Below are 17,112 nucleotides of genomic sequence, written 5' to 3' on the forward strand. Positions count from 1 at the left end.
CCCCCCGGGGGGGGGGGGGGGGCCCGGCGCCGCGGGGCGGACGTCGGCCGCCGCACGGGATGGCCCGATCCCCCCGGCAGGGTTGACGATGTCGAAAGCGTTTTCGCACTTCGTGCAGCGAATCTTCTTCGACGGCTTGCCGTCGAAGCGCGCCTCGTCGTACCGATACTTCGCGGCGCAGGCCGGACACGCGACGATCAACGGTTCGCTCCGACCCGTCGGGCATTCCCGGAATTCATGGGTTGCCGCGATTCTGCCATCCGAGCGCGGGGCAGATCAAGGTCGATTCCCGGAAAGGATCCGCCGGAGCGCGGAGACCACGGCCTCGACGTCGTCGGGCGAGTTTCCTTCCCCGAACGAAAACCGCACGGTGCTCCTCGCCTCCTCCGGCGAGGCGCCGAGCGCCAGGATCGCGGGCGAGGGAACGACCGACCCGGAAGAGCAGGCGGAACCCACGGAAACGGCGATCCCCTCGAGGTCCAGGGCGATCGCGATCGCCTCTCCCGCCCGACCGGGGAACGCGATCGCGGAGGTGTTCCCGATTCTCGGGACCGATTCGCCCCAGATCCGGGCCGCCGGCCACTCGGCGCGGACCGCCCGTTCGAAGTCGTCGCGGAGGCGCCTGACCGTTTCCCGGCCGGCGGAGTGTTCTTTCGAGCAAAGCCACGCCGCCTCTCCGAATCCGACGATCCCGGCCGCGTTCTCGGTGCCGCCGCGCCGCCGGCGCTCCTGCCCTCCGCCGAAGAGGGGCGGCACGTCGAGCCCCCGTCGGACGAAGAGCGCCCCGACGCCCTTCGGCCCCCCGATCTTGTGGGCCGACAGCGAGATCATGTCCGCCCCGCTCGAGACGCCGACGGCGATCTTCCCGAGGGCGGCGACGGCGTCGGTATGGAAGAGAGCTCCCCTCTCGTGGGCTCGCTTCGCGACGGCCTCGATCGGCAGGATCGCGCCGTACTCGTTGTTGGCGGCCATCACCGAGACGACGGCCACCCGGTCGTCGATCCTCGCGAGCGAGGCTTCGAGGTCCAGGGCGCCGGAACCGAGCGCCGGCAGGACCCGACGCTCGACGCCCTCCCGCTCGAGCGCGCGGGCCGGCTCGGCGACCGCGGCATGCTCGACGGCGGATACCGCGACGGCCCGCCGCGCCGAGGTCCGCACCGTCGAAAGAGCGAGGGCGTCCGCCTCGGTCCCGCCCGAGGTGAAGACGATCTCCTCCGGCTCCTCCGCCGCGACGAGCGCCGCGACGTGCTCGCGCGCTTCTTCCACGAGGCGCCGGGCCTTCCTTCCCGCCGTGTGGACGGAGGATGGGTTCCCCCAGATCTCCGTGAGAAGAGGGTCCATGGCGGCTTTCACGCGGGGATCGAGCGGGGTCGTGGCGTTGTGATCGAGGTAAATCATCCGGAGCGGATTCTACGGCCCCGGGAAGGGCCGGAGGGGACGGACGTGAAGGCCATAAAAAGTCGGAATGGGCCGCCGCCGGAAAGGGTTACGATCGATTGGCATCGTGAACTTCATGAACCCGCGGCGGATCGCTCTGTTCTCGTTCATCGCCGGCTTCGCCGTCGGCGGGGCCGCGGTGGTCCGCGCAGCCGAGGAACCGCCGCGAAACGAATCGGTCACGCCGGCCCCGATCTCCAAGGAAGAACGGGAGTGGGCGACGGAGATCGTCGCGCCCCTCATGTCTCCGGACGAGAAGAAGATCTATCTCGGCCTCCCCACGCCGGCCGAGAGAACGTCGTTCCGCGACGAGTTCTGGACGATCCGGGAACGCGACGGGCTGAAGCCGCCGTTCGGGCCGGGATTCAAGAATCTGTACATGAGCCGGCTGGAGGCCGCCACCGAGACCTACGGCGGGTGGAAGAGGGACGCGGGCCGGATCGTCCTCGCGCTCGGAGAGCCGGCGAACGTCGTCACGATCGACTGTCCGAGCACGTTCCGCCCGATCGAGGTATGGACGATGTCCCCGACGGCGATCGGGAACGTCCCCCCGCGTCTGGTTTTCTATCGCGACTTCGCGTCGGGGCCTCTCAAGCTCTGGTCGCCGATCCTGGGGTCCGGAGCGCTCATGAGCGCCGCCGCGAGCATCGCCCCTCCGGCGGATCCGATGGGGAGCCGCGGCCAGCTCGCCGGCGCATACTCCCAACGCTGCAGCCCGCAGAGCCCCGTGATCCCGTGCGAACACGAATGCGAGGTCCTCTGGCCGGCGATCGTGGCGATGGAAAACCAGGGGGACCTCGGCGCTTCGATCGCGCTCGAGAAGCTCGCCGTCTTCCCGGCTCCTCCCGAAGGAGACTGGAACCGGTGGCGGTCGCGGTTCGTCGGGGGCGGATCGTCGGCGGCCGCCCCGCCGGTTCCGTCGGCGAAAGCCGAGCCGCCCGCGCCCGCCTCCCGGAAGCTCTCGAAGGCCGACCGCAAGGAACTGGAAGCGAAGCTCCCCGAGCGCTACCGCGAGTGGCTCGACGACGTCGGCCTGATCATCACCGAACGGGAGCGCGACATCTTCCTCCAGGTCGGCGACAACGTCGAGCGGGACAAGTTCATCGAGGAGTTCTGGCGGCGCCGTTCGATCGACAAGGACGGAATCCGGACGAACTTCCGCGAGGTGTTCCGGGACCGGGTCGAGTACGCGAAGGAGAACTTCAAGAACCTGAACTCCGACGCCGCGAAGGTGTACATCCTGAACGGGCCTCCCGACGCCGTGATCCCGGTGAACTGCCCCGAGGTCTTCGTCCCGATCCGGATCTGGTACTACGAACGGCTCGAAGCGCTCAGAAACAAGGTCTATCTGATCTTCTACAAGGTCTACGGCATGGGAGACTGGAAGCTCTGGCTGCCGATCGACGGCGTGCAGAAGCTCGGAATCAATTCGATCGGCGTCAACATGCGCGAGGCGGAGCAGAGCTGCTTCGACGCGCAGAACCTCCAGGAGGCGATCTCGTACACGACGGCGATCCTCGGGCCGGGGATCTCGGGGATGGCGGAAGCGGAGAAGATGTTCGTCCGGCCTCCGGTCGAGACCGAGGGCATCGACCGTTTCCTCGGGCTCACGACCCAGGTCTCGGCGGCCGCCGCGCCCCTCACGATCGAGAAGAGCGTGATCTTCCCGGAGGCGCGCGACAGCAAGATCGCCTGCGATGTGTCGCTGCTGCTTCCGCGCAAGGACCTGGCGCTCCGCGATCTCGGTGATCAGAAGTTCTACGACGTGGACGTCGTCGGCGAGATCGTCCAGAACGACCGCATGCTCGACAACTTCAAATACCGCTTCGACATTCCGGTCGACGAAGTCGGCGGGGACAAGCTCCCGCTGACTCTCCGGCGTTATCTCTATCCGGGCGACTACGAGATCCGCGTCAAGGCCGCCGACGCCAACCGGAAAGCGGAGGGCCGCTTCGCCGAAGCGCTCCGCGTCCCGGAGGAGCCGCAGGCTCCCCCGGCCGTTCTCGCCGCGGCGGCAGCCTCCCGGAAGAGCGAGACCCCGCCCTCGGACTTCCGCCCCTCGTCGATCTCGATCCTCCCCCCCGTGCGGGAGATCCTGACCGGCCTCCAGAGATTCGAGACGAAGGCCGCGGAGGGAATCGTCGCGGTCGACTTCTATCTCGACGGCACGAAGATGTTGACGCGCACGCGAGGACCCTTCCAGGCGGACCTGAACCTCGGCCCCCTCCCGCGGCGGCACGAGGTCCGCGTCGTCGCCTACGACTCTCGCGGCCGCTCCGTCGGCGAGGACGAGATCCACGTCAACGAGGGGAGCGAGGCCTTCCGGGTCAAGATCCTCTCGCCGAGACGGGGCACGACCGCCTCGGGACCGACGACCGTCATCGCGGACGCGACCGCGCCGGAGGGGCGCTCGATCGCGAAGATGGAGTTCTACTCGAACGAGACGAAGGTCGCGACGCTGTTCCAGCCGCCGTGGCAGCAGCTCGTTCCGTTCCGGAAGAGCGGCTCGCTGGGGTACGTCCGCGTCGTCGGTACGCTCGACGACGGTCTCGTGGCCGAGGACGTCCGGTACGTCAACGCGCCCGCCTACATCAGCGAGGTCAACGTCGACGCGGTCGAGCTCTACACGACCGTGACCCAGGGGAACCGTCCGGTGGACGGCCTGACACAGGCGAACTTCACCGTTCTCGAGGACGGCAAGGCCCAGCAGGTCGCCCAGTTCGAGCACGTCACGAACCTGCCGCTCACGGTCGGCGTCGCGATCGACACCTCCGCCTCGATGATCGAGAACCTCCCCGCGGCGGAGACGGCCGCCGTCCAGTTCCTCGACGACACGATCGGGGAGAAGGATCGCGGCTTCACGATGTCGTTCGACGATTCCCCGTACACCCTCTGTCGCCTCACCGGGAACCGCGAGCGCCTCGACCGGTCGTTCGCGGGGCTGCGCGCGGAGGGCTCGACGGCCCTGTACGACGCGGTCGTCTACGCGCTCTACCAGTTTTCCGGCGTGAAGGGGAAGAAGGCCCTCGTGCTTCTGACGGACGGCAAGGACACGTCCTCCAAGTACGATTTCGACACGCTCCTCGACTACGTGAAGAAGGCGGGCGTCGCCGTTTACGGAATCGGGTTGAACGTCTCGAAGGCCGAGATCGAGGTCAAGTCGAAGCTGAACCGGCTGGCGGACGCCTCGGGTGGCGCCACGTTCTACATCGACGACGTGAAGAGCCTGAAGAACGTCTACCGCCAGATCAACAACGAGCTCCGGACCCAGTACCTTCTCACCTATTACTCCACGAACCCGACGCCCGACAACAAGTGGCGCAAGGTCGAGGTGAAGGTCACGCCGAAGAATCTCACCGCTCGGACGATTTCGGGCTATTACAGCTAGGCGCCGGGTGGATGCGGCGGAGCCGCTGAATTCGGCGCCGGGAAGCCTCGGGGGCGTCTCCCCCGCCCGAACGGAGCCTCCCATCTGACCTCATGAGGCGCGGCGGGAGGACACGCGCCCGTATTCGGTCGCTGCATCGCCGCGCCCTCTCAGACCTCCGGATTGACGATCCGGGAGAGGAATCCCTCGTCGTCCCGCCACTCCTCCCGGGTACGGACGCGCAGGTCGAGGAAGAACCTCCCGCCGAACCGTTCCTCGCACCGGGTCCGCGCGCGCGACCCGATTTCCCGGATCATCGCTCCCCCCTTTCCCACCAGAATGCCCTTCTGGCCTTCCCGTTCGACGTACAGCGTCGCCCGGACGACGGTCAGATCCTTTTCCTCCTGCCGGTCCATCTCGTCGACGACGACCGCCAGCGAGAACGGCACCTCGTCCCGCGTGAGCTCGAGCGCCGGCTCCCGGATCTGCTCCGCCACCTTTTCCGCGAGCGCGCCGGGGACGGTGTCCTCCCGCGGAAAGAGCGGCGGGCCCTCCGGCAGCACGCGCCGGAGCTCCTCGAGGAGCGCGTCGACGCCGTCGCCGTTCGCCGCCGAGATCGGGACGATCGCCTCGAACTTTCCCCGGGCGGAGAGCTCCGCGATCCGCGGGAGGAGCGCCGGCTTCGCGACGCGGTCCACCTTGTTCAGGGCGACGACGGCCGGGACCTCCCGGGCGGCGATCAGCTCGGCGACCCGGGCGTCGCCCGGCCCGCCGCGCTCCGCCGCGTCGATGACCCAGAGGATCGCGTCCGCGCCCTCGAGAGCGTCGACGGCGTCGCGCACCATCGCCGCGTTCATCCGATGCTCGGGGCGGTGAATGCCCGGCGTGTCGATCAGGACGGCCTGGAAATCGGGGCGGTGGACCACGCCCAGCCACCGCTTGCGGGTCGTCTGCGGCTTGTCCGAGACGATGGCGACCTTCTCTCCCACCAGCCGGTTGACGAGAGTCGACTTCCCGGCGTTCGGCCGGCCGACGACGGCGATCATCCCGGAGCGGAAAGGACCCGGCTCCCCCGTCACCGTCGCCCGCTTCGCGCGGTCTCTCCGGCGCCCCCCGTCGACGCCGAAGGGGGCGTCTCGTCGGCCGCCGGCGCCGCCGCGGGCTCGACGCGCCCCCGCAGGACCCGCCGCCGGTCGCCCTCCTCCACCGTGAAGCGCAGGCCGTCTTCCTCGCGCGCCTCCCCGACGCGCGGGATCCTTCCGAGGCGCGCCGCGAGGTATCCGCCGAGGGTGTCGTATCCCTCCTCCTCGTCCGGCCCGTGGCCGAAGACCTCCCGCAGCACGTCGACATGGGCCCGGCCGGCCATCGAATAGGCCCCGTCGGGCAATTTCAGCACGGCATCCCGTTCATCCTCGTGCTCGTCGGAGATCTCTCCGACGATCTCCTCGAGGAGGTCCTCGATCGTGACGAGCCCCGACACGCTTCCGTATTCGTCGACCACGATCGCGATCGCGAGGCGCTTGCGCTGGAACTCGCGGAGGAGCTCGGCCGTCTTCTTGGTCTCGGGCACGAACGTCACCGGCCGTGCGATCTCCGCCAGCCGGGGCTTCCCGCCGCGCCGGACCGCCTCGAGAACGTCCTTGACGTGGAGGATGCCGACGATCTGATCGATCGTCCCGCGAAAGAGGGGGAGCCGCGAATACTTCGTCTCGACGAAGAGGTCCGCCGCGCGATCGAGCGCCGCCGCCTCGTCGACCGCGGCGATGTCCGTTCGCGGCGTCATGACTTCCTTGACCATCGTGTCGCCGAAATCGACGATCGACATCAGGAGCTTCTCCTCGTCGCGTTCGAGGATCCCCTCTTCGCGCCCGACGTCGATGTACGCCTGGATCTCTTCGTCCGACGCGGGTCCCTCCTCCTCCGCGGCGCGCGGGCGGAACAGCAGGCGGATCGGCCACGCGATCGGCGAAATGATCCAGGAAAGCGCGGAGAGCAGCGGATCGAGGCGGGTCAGCAGCGTTTCGGGAGGGGCCGCGGAGACGATCCGGAGGAGCAGCGCCTCGGCCGCGAGCCACCCGACGAAGAAGATCACGCCGCCCCAGATCCACGGCGCGGGAACGGAGATCGCGCCCAGCCCGCGGATCACCGCCCAGAATCCGATCAGCAGCAGGATCTGGATCGCGACCCGGAGAGAGATCTTCATGGCCGCGGCCTCACCCTTGCCGGAGAGCATCCGCAGGCGCTTCGGCTCTTCTTCGAGGAGGCTGCGGAGCTTGATCGGCGAGAGCCGCTCGAGCGCCTGCGCGAAGAGCTCGAGCCCGAGGAAGAGGAGGAAACAGAGAGCGGCGACGGGAAGAGCGATCATGCGGGGATCGACAGCCGCCGCCGCAGCTGCGCCTCCAGGGCGTCCATCTCTCCGTCGTCGGTCTCGTGATCGTAGCCCAGAAGATGGAGCAGCCCGTGCAGGAGGAGCTTCTCCATGGCGGAACGGAAGGGAACGCGTCCACGCCTCGCCTGCCGGCGCGCTTCGGGGGCCGAGATCACGAGATCGCCGAGGAAGCCCCCGGCGGAAGGGCCCGCCGGAAAGGAAAGCACGTCCGTCGTCCGGTCCTTGCGGCGGTATCGGCGGTTCAGCGCGCGCATCCGCGCGTCGCCGCAGACGACGACCGACAGTTCCTGCGCGCGGCCGCCGGACAGGCGCAAGGCCCGGTTCAGGAACCGGCGCGCGCGAACGGCCGGGTAACCGGGCGCGCGAACGGTCGCGCGGAAGTCGACGGTCATTTGGCGGTCAGGCGGGTGCTTCCCGTCGAACGCCGCGGCCGGGCGGTCTCCCCCGTCTCCCGATTGAAATCGAAACCGGGATAGTCGATCCGGTGATGGAACATCGTCGTGACCGTTCGGATCAGGGCGTCGTTGATCGCCGAGAGGTCCCGGATGGTGAGGTCGCATTCGTCGAACTGGCCGTCGCGGAGGCAGTCGTTCGAGATCGCGCGAACCATCGCGGCGATCTTGGCCGGCGTCGGTTCCGCGATGGTCCGCGAAGCCGCCTCGACGGCGTCGGCGATCATGAGGATGCCGTTCACCCGGTTCGACGGCTTCGGACCCGGATACCGGTAGTCCGACTCCAGGACCGAGGGCGATCCCGGCTCCACCTTCGAAAGGGCCTTCTGGTAGAAGTACCGGATCAGTTTCGTTCCGTGGTGTTCGCGGATCCCGGAGAGGATCGGGTCCGGAAGGCGCGACTTCCGCGCGAGCTCCGCTCCTTCCTTGACGTGCGACGCGATGATCAGCGCGCTCATCGAGGGCTCGAGGCGGTCGTGCCGGTTGAAGCCCCGGGGCTGGTTCTCGATGAAGTAATCGGGCATCCGGGTCTTTCCGATGTCGTGGTAGTAGGCGCAGACGCGCGCGAGCAGCGGGTTCTCTCCGACCGCTTCCGCCGCCGCTTCGGCCAGATGGCCGACCATCAGGGAGTGCTGGTAGGTCCCGGGGGCTTCGAACGCGAGCGTGCGAAGGAGCGGAAGGTTCTGATTGGACAACTCGAGCAGGCGGATGTCCGTCGTCACGTGGAACAGGTTCTCGAAAACGGGCAGGAGAAAGGCGACCAGCGCGGCGACGAAGAGACCGCCGACGACGGCGGCCGCGGCATCGGCGCCGAGGCTCCCCGCATCGGCGGTGAGAGCGTGACCGATCCCGACGGCGGCGACGTTGGCGGCCGCGACGACCCCCCCGAGCGTGAAGAGGACGCTCCGGGAGCCGAGTCTCTTGATGCCGTAGATTCCGGCGAGCGACCCGGCGAGCGCATAGAGCGCGAAGGGGAAGTTCATCCCCATCAGCACGCCGATCGAGGCGGCCTGCACCGCGGCGAAGAGCACCGCCGGCCCGGGACCGGCCGCGACGACGAGCCCGGCGAGGATCGGTCCGGCGGCGAACGGGATCGCGTACGCGTCGGAGGAAAGGGCGTCGGACGAGAAGTTCGACGCCAGCGACTGGGTCACGGCGAAACAGCCCCGAAGGATGAGCGCGAAGACGATTCCGACCGCGAGCAGCGGGAGGAGCGGCGGCGCCTGGCGGCGCGAAGCCGCGAGACGCGTCTGACTGTCGATCCAGAAGACGAAAACCGCGAGGAGCTGGAGGAGCAGGACGCCGACGAGCTTCCACCACGACTCCGGGCGCGACACCGATCCGTTGATGGCCGCCAGGATCCGGGCGGAACGCGCTCCGATGAGGTCGCCGCGCCGGACGAGGACCTCGCCGCGCGGGACCTTGATCAGCACGCTCTCGACCTGGCTCATCGCGAGCTGGCGCCGCCGGGCGGATTCCGCGGCGTTGAACGTGAGGTTCGGCCGCATCATCGAAGCGACGAACGCCGCCACCTCCCGCGCCTCGGCAGGCGACAAGCGCGCGCCCGCGAGGTCCGTCGCCACGGCCGCCTTCAGGTCCGCGCCGTATTCGACCGTCGAAAACAGGTCCAGGGTCTGGCGCTCGCCCCCTCCGTTCGAATCGCGGACCAGCACGCCCCGCTCGCGGTGCTGGAGGAGGAGCTCCTTGTTGTCCACGACGCCCGACCGGTAGAGCCGCGTTTCCGTCGCGATCAGCCGCGCCTCGACGTCGGAGGAGAAATGGCGGCGCGCCAGCGCGACGAGAGCGGGGTCCGAAATCGGCGCCGGGAAAAGGTTCTGGAACGACCCGGCCGGCGCGCCGGGGCTCGTCCGCTCCGCCGTGCGCGCCGCGTCGAACGCGGATCGAAGCGCTTCCTCGAGACGCGAGGCCGCCTGGGTGTCGCGGTCGTACACCGGAAGGACTCCCGCCGCCGCTTCGTCCCGCTTGCGCTCCGTCGCCTCCGGGTCCGGGAGGATGAAGTCCCGCGGCGCGACGAAATCGCGCTCCGCGATCGTTCCGGGTTTCAGGCGTGCGGCGCGGAACGAGATCCCGGGAGAGAACGCGGCGGCGGACGTGAGCACGTAGAGCGCCATCCACAGCCCCGTCCGGCGGCGCCAGGAAGGAGCCGCGTCGGCGGACGGAAGGGAGCGGCGGAAGATCCGGGCGAAGAAGCCCGGAGAGGGAGGGCGGTCCACGTCAGCGCCCCGCCGCGGGCTCGGCCTGACGGCCGCGCTCCTCCGCGTCGTAGGCGGCGACGATGCGCTGCACGATCGGATGCCGCACCACGTCCCGCTCGTCGAACGTGACGAACCCGATCTCCGGGACGTTCGAGAGGATGCGCCGGGCTTCGCGGAGCCCCGACGCCTTTCCCTGGGGCAGATCGACCTGGGTGACGTCCCCGGTGATGACCGCCTTCGAGAAGAAGCCGATCCGGGTCAGGAACATCTTCATCTGCTCGGTCGTCGTGTTCTGCGCCTCGTCGAGGATGATGAACGCGTCGTTCAGGGTCCGCCCGCGCATGAAAGCGATCGGGGCGACCTCGATGACCCCGCGCTCCAGCATCTTCCCGGTCTTCTCGTACCCGAGGATGTCGTAGAGCGCGTCGTAGAGCGGCCGGAGATAGGGGTTGATCTTCTCGACCATGTCTCCCGGTAGGAAGCCGAGTCGCTCTCCCGCCTCGACCGCGGGGCGGCACAGGACGATCCGCTTGATCTTGCGTTCGAGGAGCGCCGCGGCGGCCATCGCGACGGCGAGGTACGTCTTGCCCGTTCCGGCCGGCCCGATCGCGAAGACGACGTCGCGCTCCGCCACCGTCTTCAGATACTGGCGCTGCTTGACGTTCCGGGGAGCGACCACCGCGCGCAGCGTCGGGCCCAGGTAGTCCTGCGAAAAGAAATCGATGAGCGAAGCGTCCGGCGCCTCTTTCAGCACCGCGATCGCGGTCAGGACGTCCGATTTCTGCAGCGCGTGGCCGCGGTGGAGGAGCTCCGAAAGCTCCGCGAGCATCCGCTGGACGACGGGGACGGCGGGACCCTCGCCCGCGACCGAGATCTCGGTGCCCCGGGCCTTGAGGCGGACGCCGAACGCGTCCTCGATCGCGCGAAGATTCTCGTCGAGCCGCCCGAACAGTGAGGAGACGCCGCTTTCGGGGACCGTGACGGTTTGCGAGCTTTCCGAGATTCTTCTCCTCCGGCGGGCACTGGCGCCCGGGGGGAAGGCTACCATCGGCGGGCCCCCCGCGCAACGCGGAAGGCCCGCCGAACCCGCTCCTCGAACGGCCCGAACTCTTTCATTTGCCGCGAGAAGGGAGCCGGCGGGCATCTGGTCGTCCTGCCGGCGAAGACGCGCCAAAAAACCGAAGGCCCGCCGAGGCGGGCCTCAGGAGCCGGAGTTCCGGGAGCCTACTTGGCGAGGCTCGCGAGGAAATGCCCCATCTCGTCGCCCGCGACGTTCTCGACGCGCCGGCGCAGCGAGTCCGACGCCTGGGCGAGAAGCTTGTGATGGCCGGCAGCGACGACCGTGCCGGATTTGTCGACGATCTTGAAGTCGAAGACGATGGTGCCGGACCCGGCGGCCTGGCCGATCCAGCCGCCCCATGCGGCGGCGGAGCTCGGCGGGCGGAATTCGGTGATTTGACCGCGAAGGGTGTAGGCGCCCGAATCCTTCGACAGTTTCACGGAGCCGCCCGAGCGATCCGCGGCGTTCTCGACGATGGCGTCCTGCATGACGCCGGGGGTTTCCTTCCAGCTCAGATCGCCCTTCTCCTTCTCCGGACGCTCGGCTTTCATCTCGAATTTTTCCACGTGGATCGTCTTCCCGGAAAGATCCGCGTTGGGCGCGACGTACTCCTGGTCGAGATACTTCCCCTTGTGCGTGTCGACGCCCAGGAACTCCTTGTCGGGACCCGGGCTGTCCTTCGATTTCGCCTGGAGCGCCGCCGGAGCGGCGAGGGCGGCGGCAGCCAGGAGCGCCATCACACCGAGTTTACGCATGCGTGTTCCTCCTTTGAGAATTCGGGACATCACGAAATTTTCGCCGAGAACTTCTTTCCCTGGAGCGTGAGAGTGAGGTTGCGGTTCTCGCCGGCGGCGAACGTCGCGTTCATCGGCAGATAACCCTTGATCGTCGGATCCGGGGTGGTCAGCCACACCTTCACCGTGACCGCTCCGGGAACGACGTGGATCGTGTCGGACACCGTGCCGCCGTCCTTCTTCCCGAAGTCGAAATTCTTCCGGTAGATGATCGAATCGTTCACGGCGACCATGAGGTAGCCCTTCGGGATCGGGCTCGAGAACGTCAGCCGGAGCATCGCCGGTCCGGCGGGCGCCGCGGGCTTCGCGGCCGCCGAGGCGGAACCGGTCGCCGTCCCCGTCTTCGGCTGGGGCTGTCCCGCCTTCGCGAGCGCCTCGCTTTTCTTCTTTTTCTCCGCCTTCTTCAGCTCGGCGCGCTTGGTCTCGGCGAGACCGCGCCGCGCCTCCTCGGAGAGCTTCTGCGCGTCCGCGTTCTGCGGGTCGATGTTCAGGGCGGCCTCCGCCTCGGTGATCGCCCCGTCCCAGTTCTTCTCTCCGAGCGCGTTCCGGCCGTTCTGAAGATGGGTCGCGACGAGAGCGGTCTTTTCCTGCTCGGCCTTCTTCGACGCCTCGTTCCGAAGCCCCTCTTCGGCCATCTGGCTGTATTGCCTCGCGCCCGCCATCGTCGGGTCCTTCTGGAGAATCCCGCGGAAGACCGCGAGGCTATCGGCATAACGACCCTTCTGGTAGAGCTCACGGCCGGAAGCGAACTGCCGCTCGAGCTCGAGGCGCGCGCTGTCGGAGGTCGTGGTCGACGCGGCCGGCTCGGTCTTCGAGATGCGGAGGCGCAGCCCGATCACGACGGCCGCGACCGCGAGCAGGGCGAGGCCGACGATCCCCCACCAGTACTTCGGATTCACGGCCGCGCGGAGGACCGACGGGGGCGCGGGGCCGGCCGTCGACGACGCCGCCGCGGGCTCGGCGGGTGCCGGGGCGGGCTCCGGCTCCGCAGCCGGAGGGGGCGGGACCGACGCCGTGTCGAGCGGGACTCGCGGCGAGGAGGGGTGCGTTTCGTCGTGGTCGGGGCGTCCGGCGCCGGTTCGGGAAACCCCGGAACCCGAAAGGGCCTCCGACTCCCCCTGCCGCGCGACGTCCTCGAGGTTTTCGAGCTTCAGGGTGGGCAGGTTCTCGGCGGACGACACCATGGTTCCGAGGTCCTGGAAGATCGCCTGCTCCTCGAAGCGCGCCTTCGCCTGGTAGAGCGCGAGCGCGAAATCCTTGCCGCGCTGGAACCGGTTCCACGGGTCCTTCGACAGCGCCTTCGACAGGATCGTGTCGAACTCTTCCGGCACGTTCTTCGTGCCGTCGGCGAGCGGCGCGTAATTCTCGTGCACGATCTTGTACGAGATCGTCGTGAGGTTCTCGCCGGAAAAGGGCTTGCGCCGCGAGAGCATCTCGTACAGGACGACGCCGAGCGAGAAGATGTCGCTCCGGCCGTCGACGGGCGCCCCCGTCACCTGCTCGGGAGACATGTAGTTCGGGGTTCCGAGGAACTGCCCGGTCGTGGTGAGATTCGACGACGCGACCTTCGCGATCCCGAAGTCCGTGATCTTCACCTTCCCGTCGGTCGTGATCATGATGTTCGCGGGTTTGATGTCGCGGTGGATGATTCCCTTCCGGTGCGCGTAGTCGAGCGCCTCCGCGACCTGGCCGATGATGTCCGCGATCTGGTCGGGGGCGAAGTTCGCCTTCTCGACGAGCAGCGCCTTGATCGTCTTCCCCTCGATGTACTCCATCGCGATGAAGGAGACGCCGCTGTCCTTGTCCTCCCCGACGTCGTAGATGGTGACGATGTTCGGATGGGAGAGGATCCCGGCGGTCTGCGCTTCGCGCATGAACCGCTCCCGGAACTCGCGCGATTCCGAATCGTCCTCGTCCCCCGCCGAGGCCCGGATCGTCTTGATCGCGACGAGCCGCCCGATCGAGGGGTCCTTGGCGAGGTAGACGACGCCCATCGCTCCCTTGCCGAGTTCGCTCAGGATCTCGAAACGGCCGAGGCGGGAAAGCTTCGGGATGTTGTCGACGCGGTCGCTCATTCGTTTTTTCCGGTGTGGTCCCTAACGGATCGAGGAATTCTAAGAGGGGGGGGACCGGGTGTCAACGCCGGCCGCCCGGAGATCGAAGGGGATCTGCGGCGCTCGATTGCTTCGGCGGGCGTCAGGAGAGCCGCGCCGGCCGCGGCCGCGCGGCGGCCGCACGCCCGCGCGATTCCGCGCGCTCGAACGCGAGCGCCGCGATCCGGTCGAGGAGATCGCCGAGGGGAATTCCCGCCTCTCCCCAGAGCTTCGGAAACATCGAGATCGACGTGAAGCCGGGAAGGGTGTTGACTTCGTTCAACAGGACGCGCCCGCTGCCCTTGTCGACGAAGAAGTCCACGCGCGCGAAGCCCGAGCATCCCGCGATCGCGAAGGCGCGGAGCGCGATCGCGCGAACCTCTTCGGCGATCTCCGGCGGGAGCGGAGCGGGAACGAGGAGGCGCGCCCCGCCCGAGATGTACTTGTCCTCGTAATCGTAGAACTCGCGTCCGGGAACGATCTCGCCGCAGCCCGACGCCTCCGGCGCGTCGTTGCCGAGGACCGCGCACTCGATCTCGCGCGCGTCGATCCCCTCCTCCACGAGGACCGTGCGGTCGTACGCGAGGGCGGCCGCGACCGCCGGCGCGAGCTCCTCCCAGCCCTTGACCTTCGTGACGCCGAGGGAGGAGCCTCCCGACGAGGGCTTGACGAACAGCGGCAGCGGCAGCCGGGCGGCGACCCGGTCCGCAACCGACGCCGCCCCGGTTTCCCAGGCGGCCGCATCCACCGCGACCGAGCGTGCGACCGGGAGGCCCGCTTCGCGCATCCGCGCCTTGAACGCCGCCTTGTTCATCCCGAGCGCCGAACCGGCGACGTCCGATCCGGCGTACGGAATTCCGAGCGTCTCGAAGAATCCCTGGAGCGTGCCGTCTTCGCCGGTCTCCCCGTGGACGATCGGGAACGCGAGGTCGATCCCGTCGAATCGCCCCGCCGGGAGCCGCACGGACGCCGGTCCCGCCGCCTCGAACCCTCGGGCGAGGATCGCGCGCGAATCGGCGTCGCCCCGGAAGTGCCCGGAAGGATCGATCGCGACCGGAACGGTCTCGTACCGGTCGCCGGGGAAGCCCGACACGATCGTGCGGGCGGACACGACCGACACCTCCCGCTCGACCGACGCGCCGCCGAAGACGACGGCGACGCGCGTCCTCACCATTCGACGACGCGGACCGACCGGACCGGGCGGGCCCGCTCGAGCGCGGCGACGGCGTCGGGCGGAGGCGGCGTGTCGACCGACAGGACGGAAACCGCCCCCTCCCCCCCTTCCCGTCGCGACAGCGCGAACTCGGCGATGTTGATCCCGGCGCCGCCGAGGATCGTGCCGATCAGGCCGACGACGCCCGGGACGTCGTCGTTCTCGACGTAGATCGCCACCCCGCGCGGCCGGAACTCGATCGGGCGGCCGTCGATCGAAACGATCCGGGCGTCGCCCCGCCCGAAGATGGTCCCCTCCACGGAGCGGCGGCGGCCGTCGATCGATGCGGTCACCCGGAGGAGGTTCGCGTAGTCGCCCTTCTCCTCGTGCGACGTCTCCGCGATCGCGATCCCGCGGTCGCGCGCCGCCGACAGGGCATTCACGAGATTCACCGTCTCCGGCGACGCCCCGGAGAGCGCGCCCTTGACCGCCGCGAGCGCCGCCGGGCGGAGGAATTCCGCCGGGAGATTCCATGCGTCGACGGCGATCTCGCGAACGAGGCCGTCCGCGATTCCGCGCACGAACCGGGCCGCCCGCTCGGCGAGGTCCATCCACGCCGCGGCGCCACCCGGATCCGACAGCTTCCGGAACGGCAGGTTCACGGCCGGGACGTAGGCGGCGCCGGCCAGCGCCTCCCGCACCGCGTCCACCGTCTGGGCGGCGACGCGCTCCTGCGCCTCCTGCGTCGACGCGCCGAGATGCGGGGTGGCGACGACGTTGGCCCGGCGGAAGATCGGATGCGCCGGATCGGGAGGCTCCGGGTCGAACACGTCGAGCGCCGCTCCACCGAGACTCCCGGACGCGAGCGCGGCGTCGACCGCGTCGAGGTCGACCAGGCTTCCGCGCGCGACGTTGACGAGGAACGCTCCGGGCTTCATGGCGGAGAGCGCGCGGGCGTCGATCATCTTCCTCGCCGAGTCGGTCGCGGTCGCGTGAAGGGTCACGACGTCGGCGCGCGCGAGGAGAGCGTCGAGCGCAACGAGCTCGACCCCGATCTCGCGCGCCTTCTCCGGCGGCAGGAACGGGTCGTAACCCACGACGGACGCGCCGAACGCCTGCGCCCGGCTGGCGACCCGCGACCCCACCTGCCCGAGTCCGACGATTCCCACGACTTTCCCTTCGAGTTCCACCCCCACGAACGCGGTGCGGTCCCACTTCCCCGCCGCGAGCGACGCGGCGGCCGGGACGACCCGCCGCAGCAGGGCGAAAAGGAGCGCGAACGTGTGCTCGACGGCGGACACGACGTTCCCCGTCGGGGAATTGATGACGAGCACGCCTCGGCGCGTCGCGGCCGGCATGTCGACGTTGTCGACGCCCACTCCCGCCCGCCCGACGATCGCCAGGCGCGGCGCCGCCGCGAGGAGCTCCGCGTCGACCTTCGTTCCGCTCCGCACCAGCAGCACTTCCGCGTCCGCGAGCGCCGCCAGCAGCCGGTCGCGCGGCCAGCCGACCGCGTCGACGATCTCATGGCCGTCGCCGCGGAGCCGATCGATTCCCGAGGGGGAGATCTTTTCCGCGACGACGATCCGGCTCAAGCGCGGCTGTCCGGCATCGCGGCGTCGATCGCGGAGAGGAGGTTCGAGAGCGAGTCCGGGTCGATGTCTCCCATGTGGCTGATCCGGAAGGTCTCGCTCTTCAGCTTCCCGTACCCTCCTCCGATCGTCCAGCCCGCCGACGACAGGTTGTTCTTGAGCTTCTCGGCGGAGACGCCCTCGGGCGGCCGCAGGCACGACACGGTCGGCGAACGGTCCTCGGCGCGCGCGGCGAAGAACGTGCAACCGGTCTTGCCGGCCCACTCGGCGACCATTCCCTGCAGCGACCGGTGCCGCTCGAACCGCCAGGCCATCGTCTCGCGTTCGAGGTAATCGAGCTGGACGTCGAGCGCGTAGAGATGCGGAATCGACGGCGTCGTCGGGGTGTGATGCTTCTTCGAGAACTCCTCGTATTCGGAGAAACGGAAGTAGTGGGAGCGGATCCCGGCGCCGCGGGAACGCTCGAGGAGGCGCTTCGAGACGGCGCCGACGGCGAGCCCGGGAGGGAGCGCGAGCGCCTTCTGCGAGCCGGCCAGGACGAGATCGATTCCCCACGCGT

Annotated in this window: 13 protein-coding genes; 1 reads left to right on the forward strand and 12 read right to left on the reverse strand. The window is 69.0% G+C overall.

Translation table 11 applies throughout. From position 1 onward, the window contains the following. Together VFS34_08590 and VFS34_08595 are read right to left on the reverse strand one after the other, a co-directional pair. On the reverse strand, positions 1–201 hold a 201-nt coding region (locus VFS34_08590; protein HET9794504.1), incomplete at its 3' end, for a zinc-ribbon domain-containing protein. 75 nt (positions 202–276) lie between these two features. Further along, positions 277–1,398: a cysteine desulfurase family protein gene (locus VFS34_08595; protein ID HET9794505.1), complete on the reverse strand. Its 1,122-nt coding sequence runs from the start codon at positions 1,396–1,398 to the stop codon at positions 277–279. Positions 1,399–1,513: 115 nt separating this feature from the next. On the opposite strand from VFS34_08595, the gene VFS34_08600 reads away from it, so the two are divergent. Continuing rightward, entirely contained in the window at positions 1,514–4,825 is a 3,312-nt protein-coding gene (locus VFS34_08600) for a VWA domain-containing protein (GenBank protein HET9794506.1), read from the forward strand. 149 nt (positions 4,826–4,974) lie between these two features. On the opposite strand, the gene era is transcribed toward VFS34_08600, so the two are convergent. The 10 genes from era to VFS34_08650 all read right to left on the reverse strand — a co-directional run. Next, positions 4,975–5,883: a GTPase Era gene (era, locus tag VFS34_08605; GenBank protein ID HET9794507.1), complete on the reverse strand. Its 909-nt coding sequence runs from the start codon at positions 5,881–5,883 to the stop codon at positions 4,975–4,977. After that, the gene (locus VFS34_08610; protein ID HET9794508.1) at positions 5,880–7,169 is read right to left on the reverse strand and encodes a hemolysin family protein; all 1,290 of its coding nucleotides are present in this window, start codon (positions 7,167–7,169) and stop codon (positions 5,880–5,882) included. The genes era and VFS34_08610 overlap by 4 nt, the downstream gene beginning before the upstream one ends. Then, complete coding sequence (gene ybeY, locus VFS34_08615; GenBank protein HET9794509.1) at positions 7,166–7,585, reverse strand: rRNA maturation RNase YbeY; 420 nt, start codon at positions 7,583–7,585, stop codon at positions 7,166–7,168. Before ybeY ends, VFS34_08610 begins: the two co-directional genes overlap by 4 nt. Then, a complete protein-coding gene (locus tag VFS34_08620) occupies positions 7,582–9,879 on the reverse strand; it encodes an HDIG domain-containing protein (GenBank protein ID HET9794510.1) in 2,298 nt (765 codons plus the stop codon). The genes ybeY and VFS34_08620 overlap by 4 nt, the downstream gene beginning before the upstream one ends. A 1-nt stretch (position 9,880) precedes the next feature. Beyond that, the gene (locus tag VFS34_08625; protein ID HET9794511.1) at positions 9,881–10,909 is read right to left on the reverse strand and encodes a PhoH family protein; all 1,029 of its coding nucleotides are present in this window, start codon (positions 10,907–10,909) and stop codon (positions 9,881–9,883) included. Positions 10,910–11,085: 176 nt separating this feature from the next. After that, a complete protein-coding gene (locus VFS34_08630; protein ID HET9794512.1) occupies positions 11,086–11,676 on the reverse strand; it encodes a hypothetical protein in 591 nt (196 codons plus the stop codon). A gap of 29 nt (positions 11,677–11,705) precedes the next feature. After that, positions 11,706–13,790 (reverse strand): serine/threonine-protein kinase, encoded by a 2,085-nt coding sequence (locus tag VFS34_08635; protein ID HET9794513.1) that lies wholly within the window; start codon positions 13,788–13,790, stop codon positions 11,706–11,708. Positions 13,791–13,911: 121 nt separating this feature from the next. Continuing rightward, positions 13,912–14,979, reverse strand: coding sequence for a D-alanine--D-alanine ligase family protein (locus tag VFS34_08640; protein ID HET9794514.1), 1,068 nt, complete (start codon positions 14,977–14,979; stop codon positions 13,912–13,914). After that, entirely contained in the window at positions 14,976–16,556 is a 1,581-nt protein-coding gene (gene serA, locus VFS34_08645; protein HET9794515.1) for a phosphoglycerate dehydrogenase, read from the reverse strand. Before serA ends, VFS34_08640 begins: the two co-directional genes overlap by 4 nt. Further along, a partial coding sequence (locus VFS34_08650; GenBank protein ID HET9794516.1) for an aminotransferase class V-fold PLP-dependent enzyme occupies positions 16,553–17,112 on the reverse strand: 560 nt, incomplete at its 5' end. The genes serA and VFS34_08650, both read right to left, overlap by 4 nt.

This window comes from Thermoanaerobaculia bacterium, from assembly GCA_035717485.1.
In the GTDB taxonomy this organism is placed as follows: domain Bacteria; phylum Acidobacteriota; class Thermoanaerobaculia; order UBA5066; family DATFVB01; genus DATFVB01.

Bases quoted from the DNA above. Each gene is read 5' to 3' on its own strand.
- VFS34_08630 (HET9794512.1), bottom strand. From the start codon at position 11,676: ATGCGTAAACTCGGTGTGATGGCGCTCCTGGCTGCCGCCGCCCTCGCC.
- VFS34_08610 (HET9794508.1), bottom strand. From the start codon at position 7,169: ATGATCGCTCTTCCCGTCGCCGCTCTCTGTTTCCTCCTCTTCCTCGGG.
- VFS34_08635 (HET9794513.1), bottom strand. From the start codon at position 13,790: ATGAGCGACCGCGTCGACAACATCCCGAAGCTTTCCCGCCTCGGCCGT.
- ybeY (HET9794509.1), bottom strand. From the start codon at position 7,585: ATGACCGTCGACTTCCGCGCGACCGTTCGCGCGCCCGGTTACCCGGCC.
- VFS34_08600 (HET9794506.1), top strand. From the start codon at position 1,514: ATGAACCCGCGGCGGATCGCTCTGTTCTCGTTCATCGCCGGCTTCGCC.
- VFS34_08625 (HET9794511.1), bottom strand. From the start codon at position 10,909: ATGGTAGCCTTCCCCCCGGGCGCCAGTGCCCGCCGGAGGAGAAGAATC.
- VFS34_08595 (HET9794505.1), bottom strand. From the start codon at position 1,398: ATGATTTACCTCGATCACAACGCCACGACCCCGCTCGATCCCCGCGTG.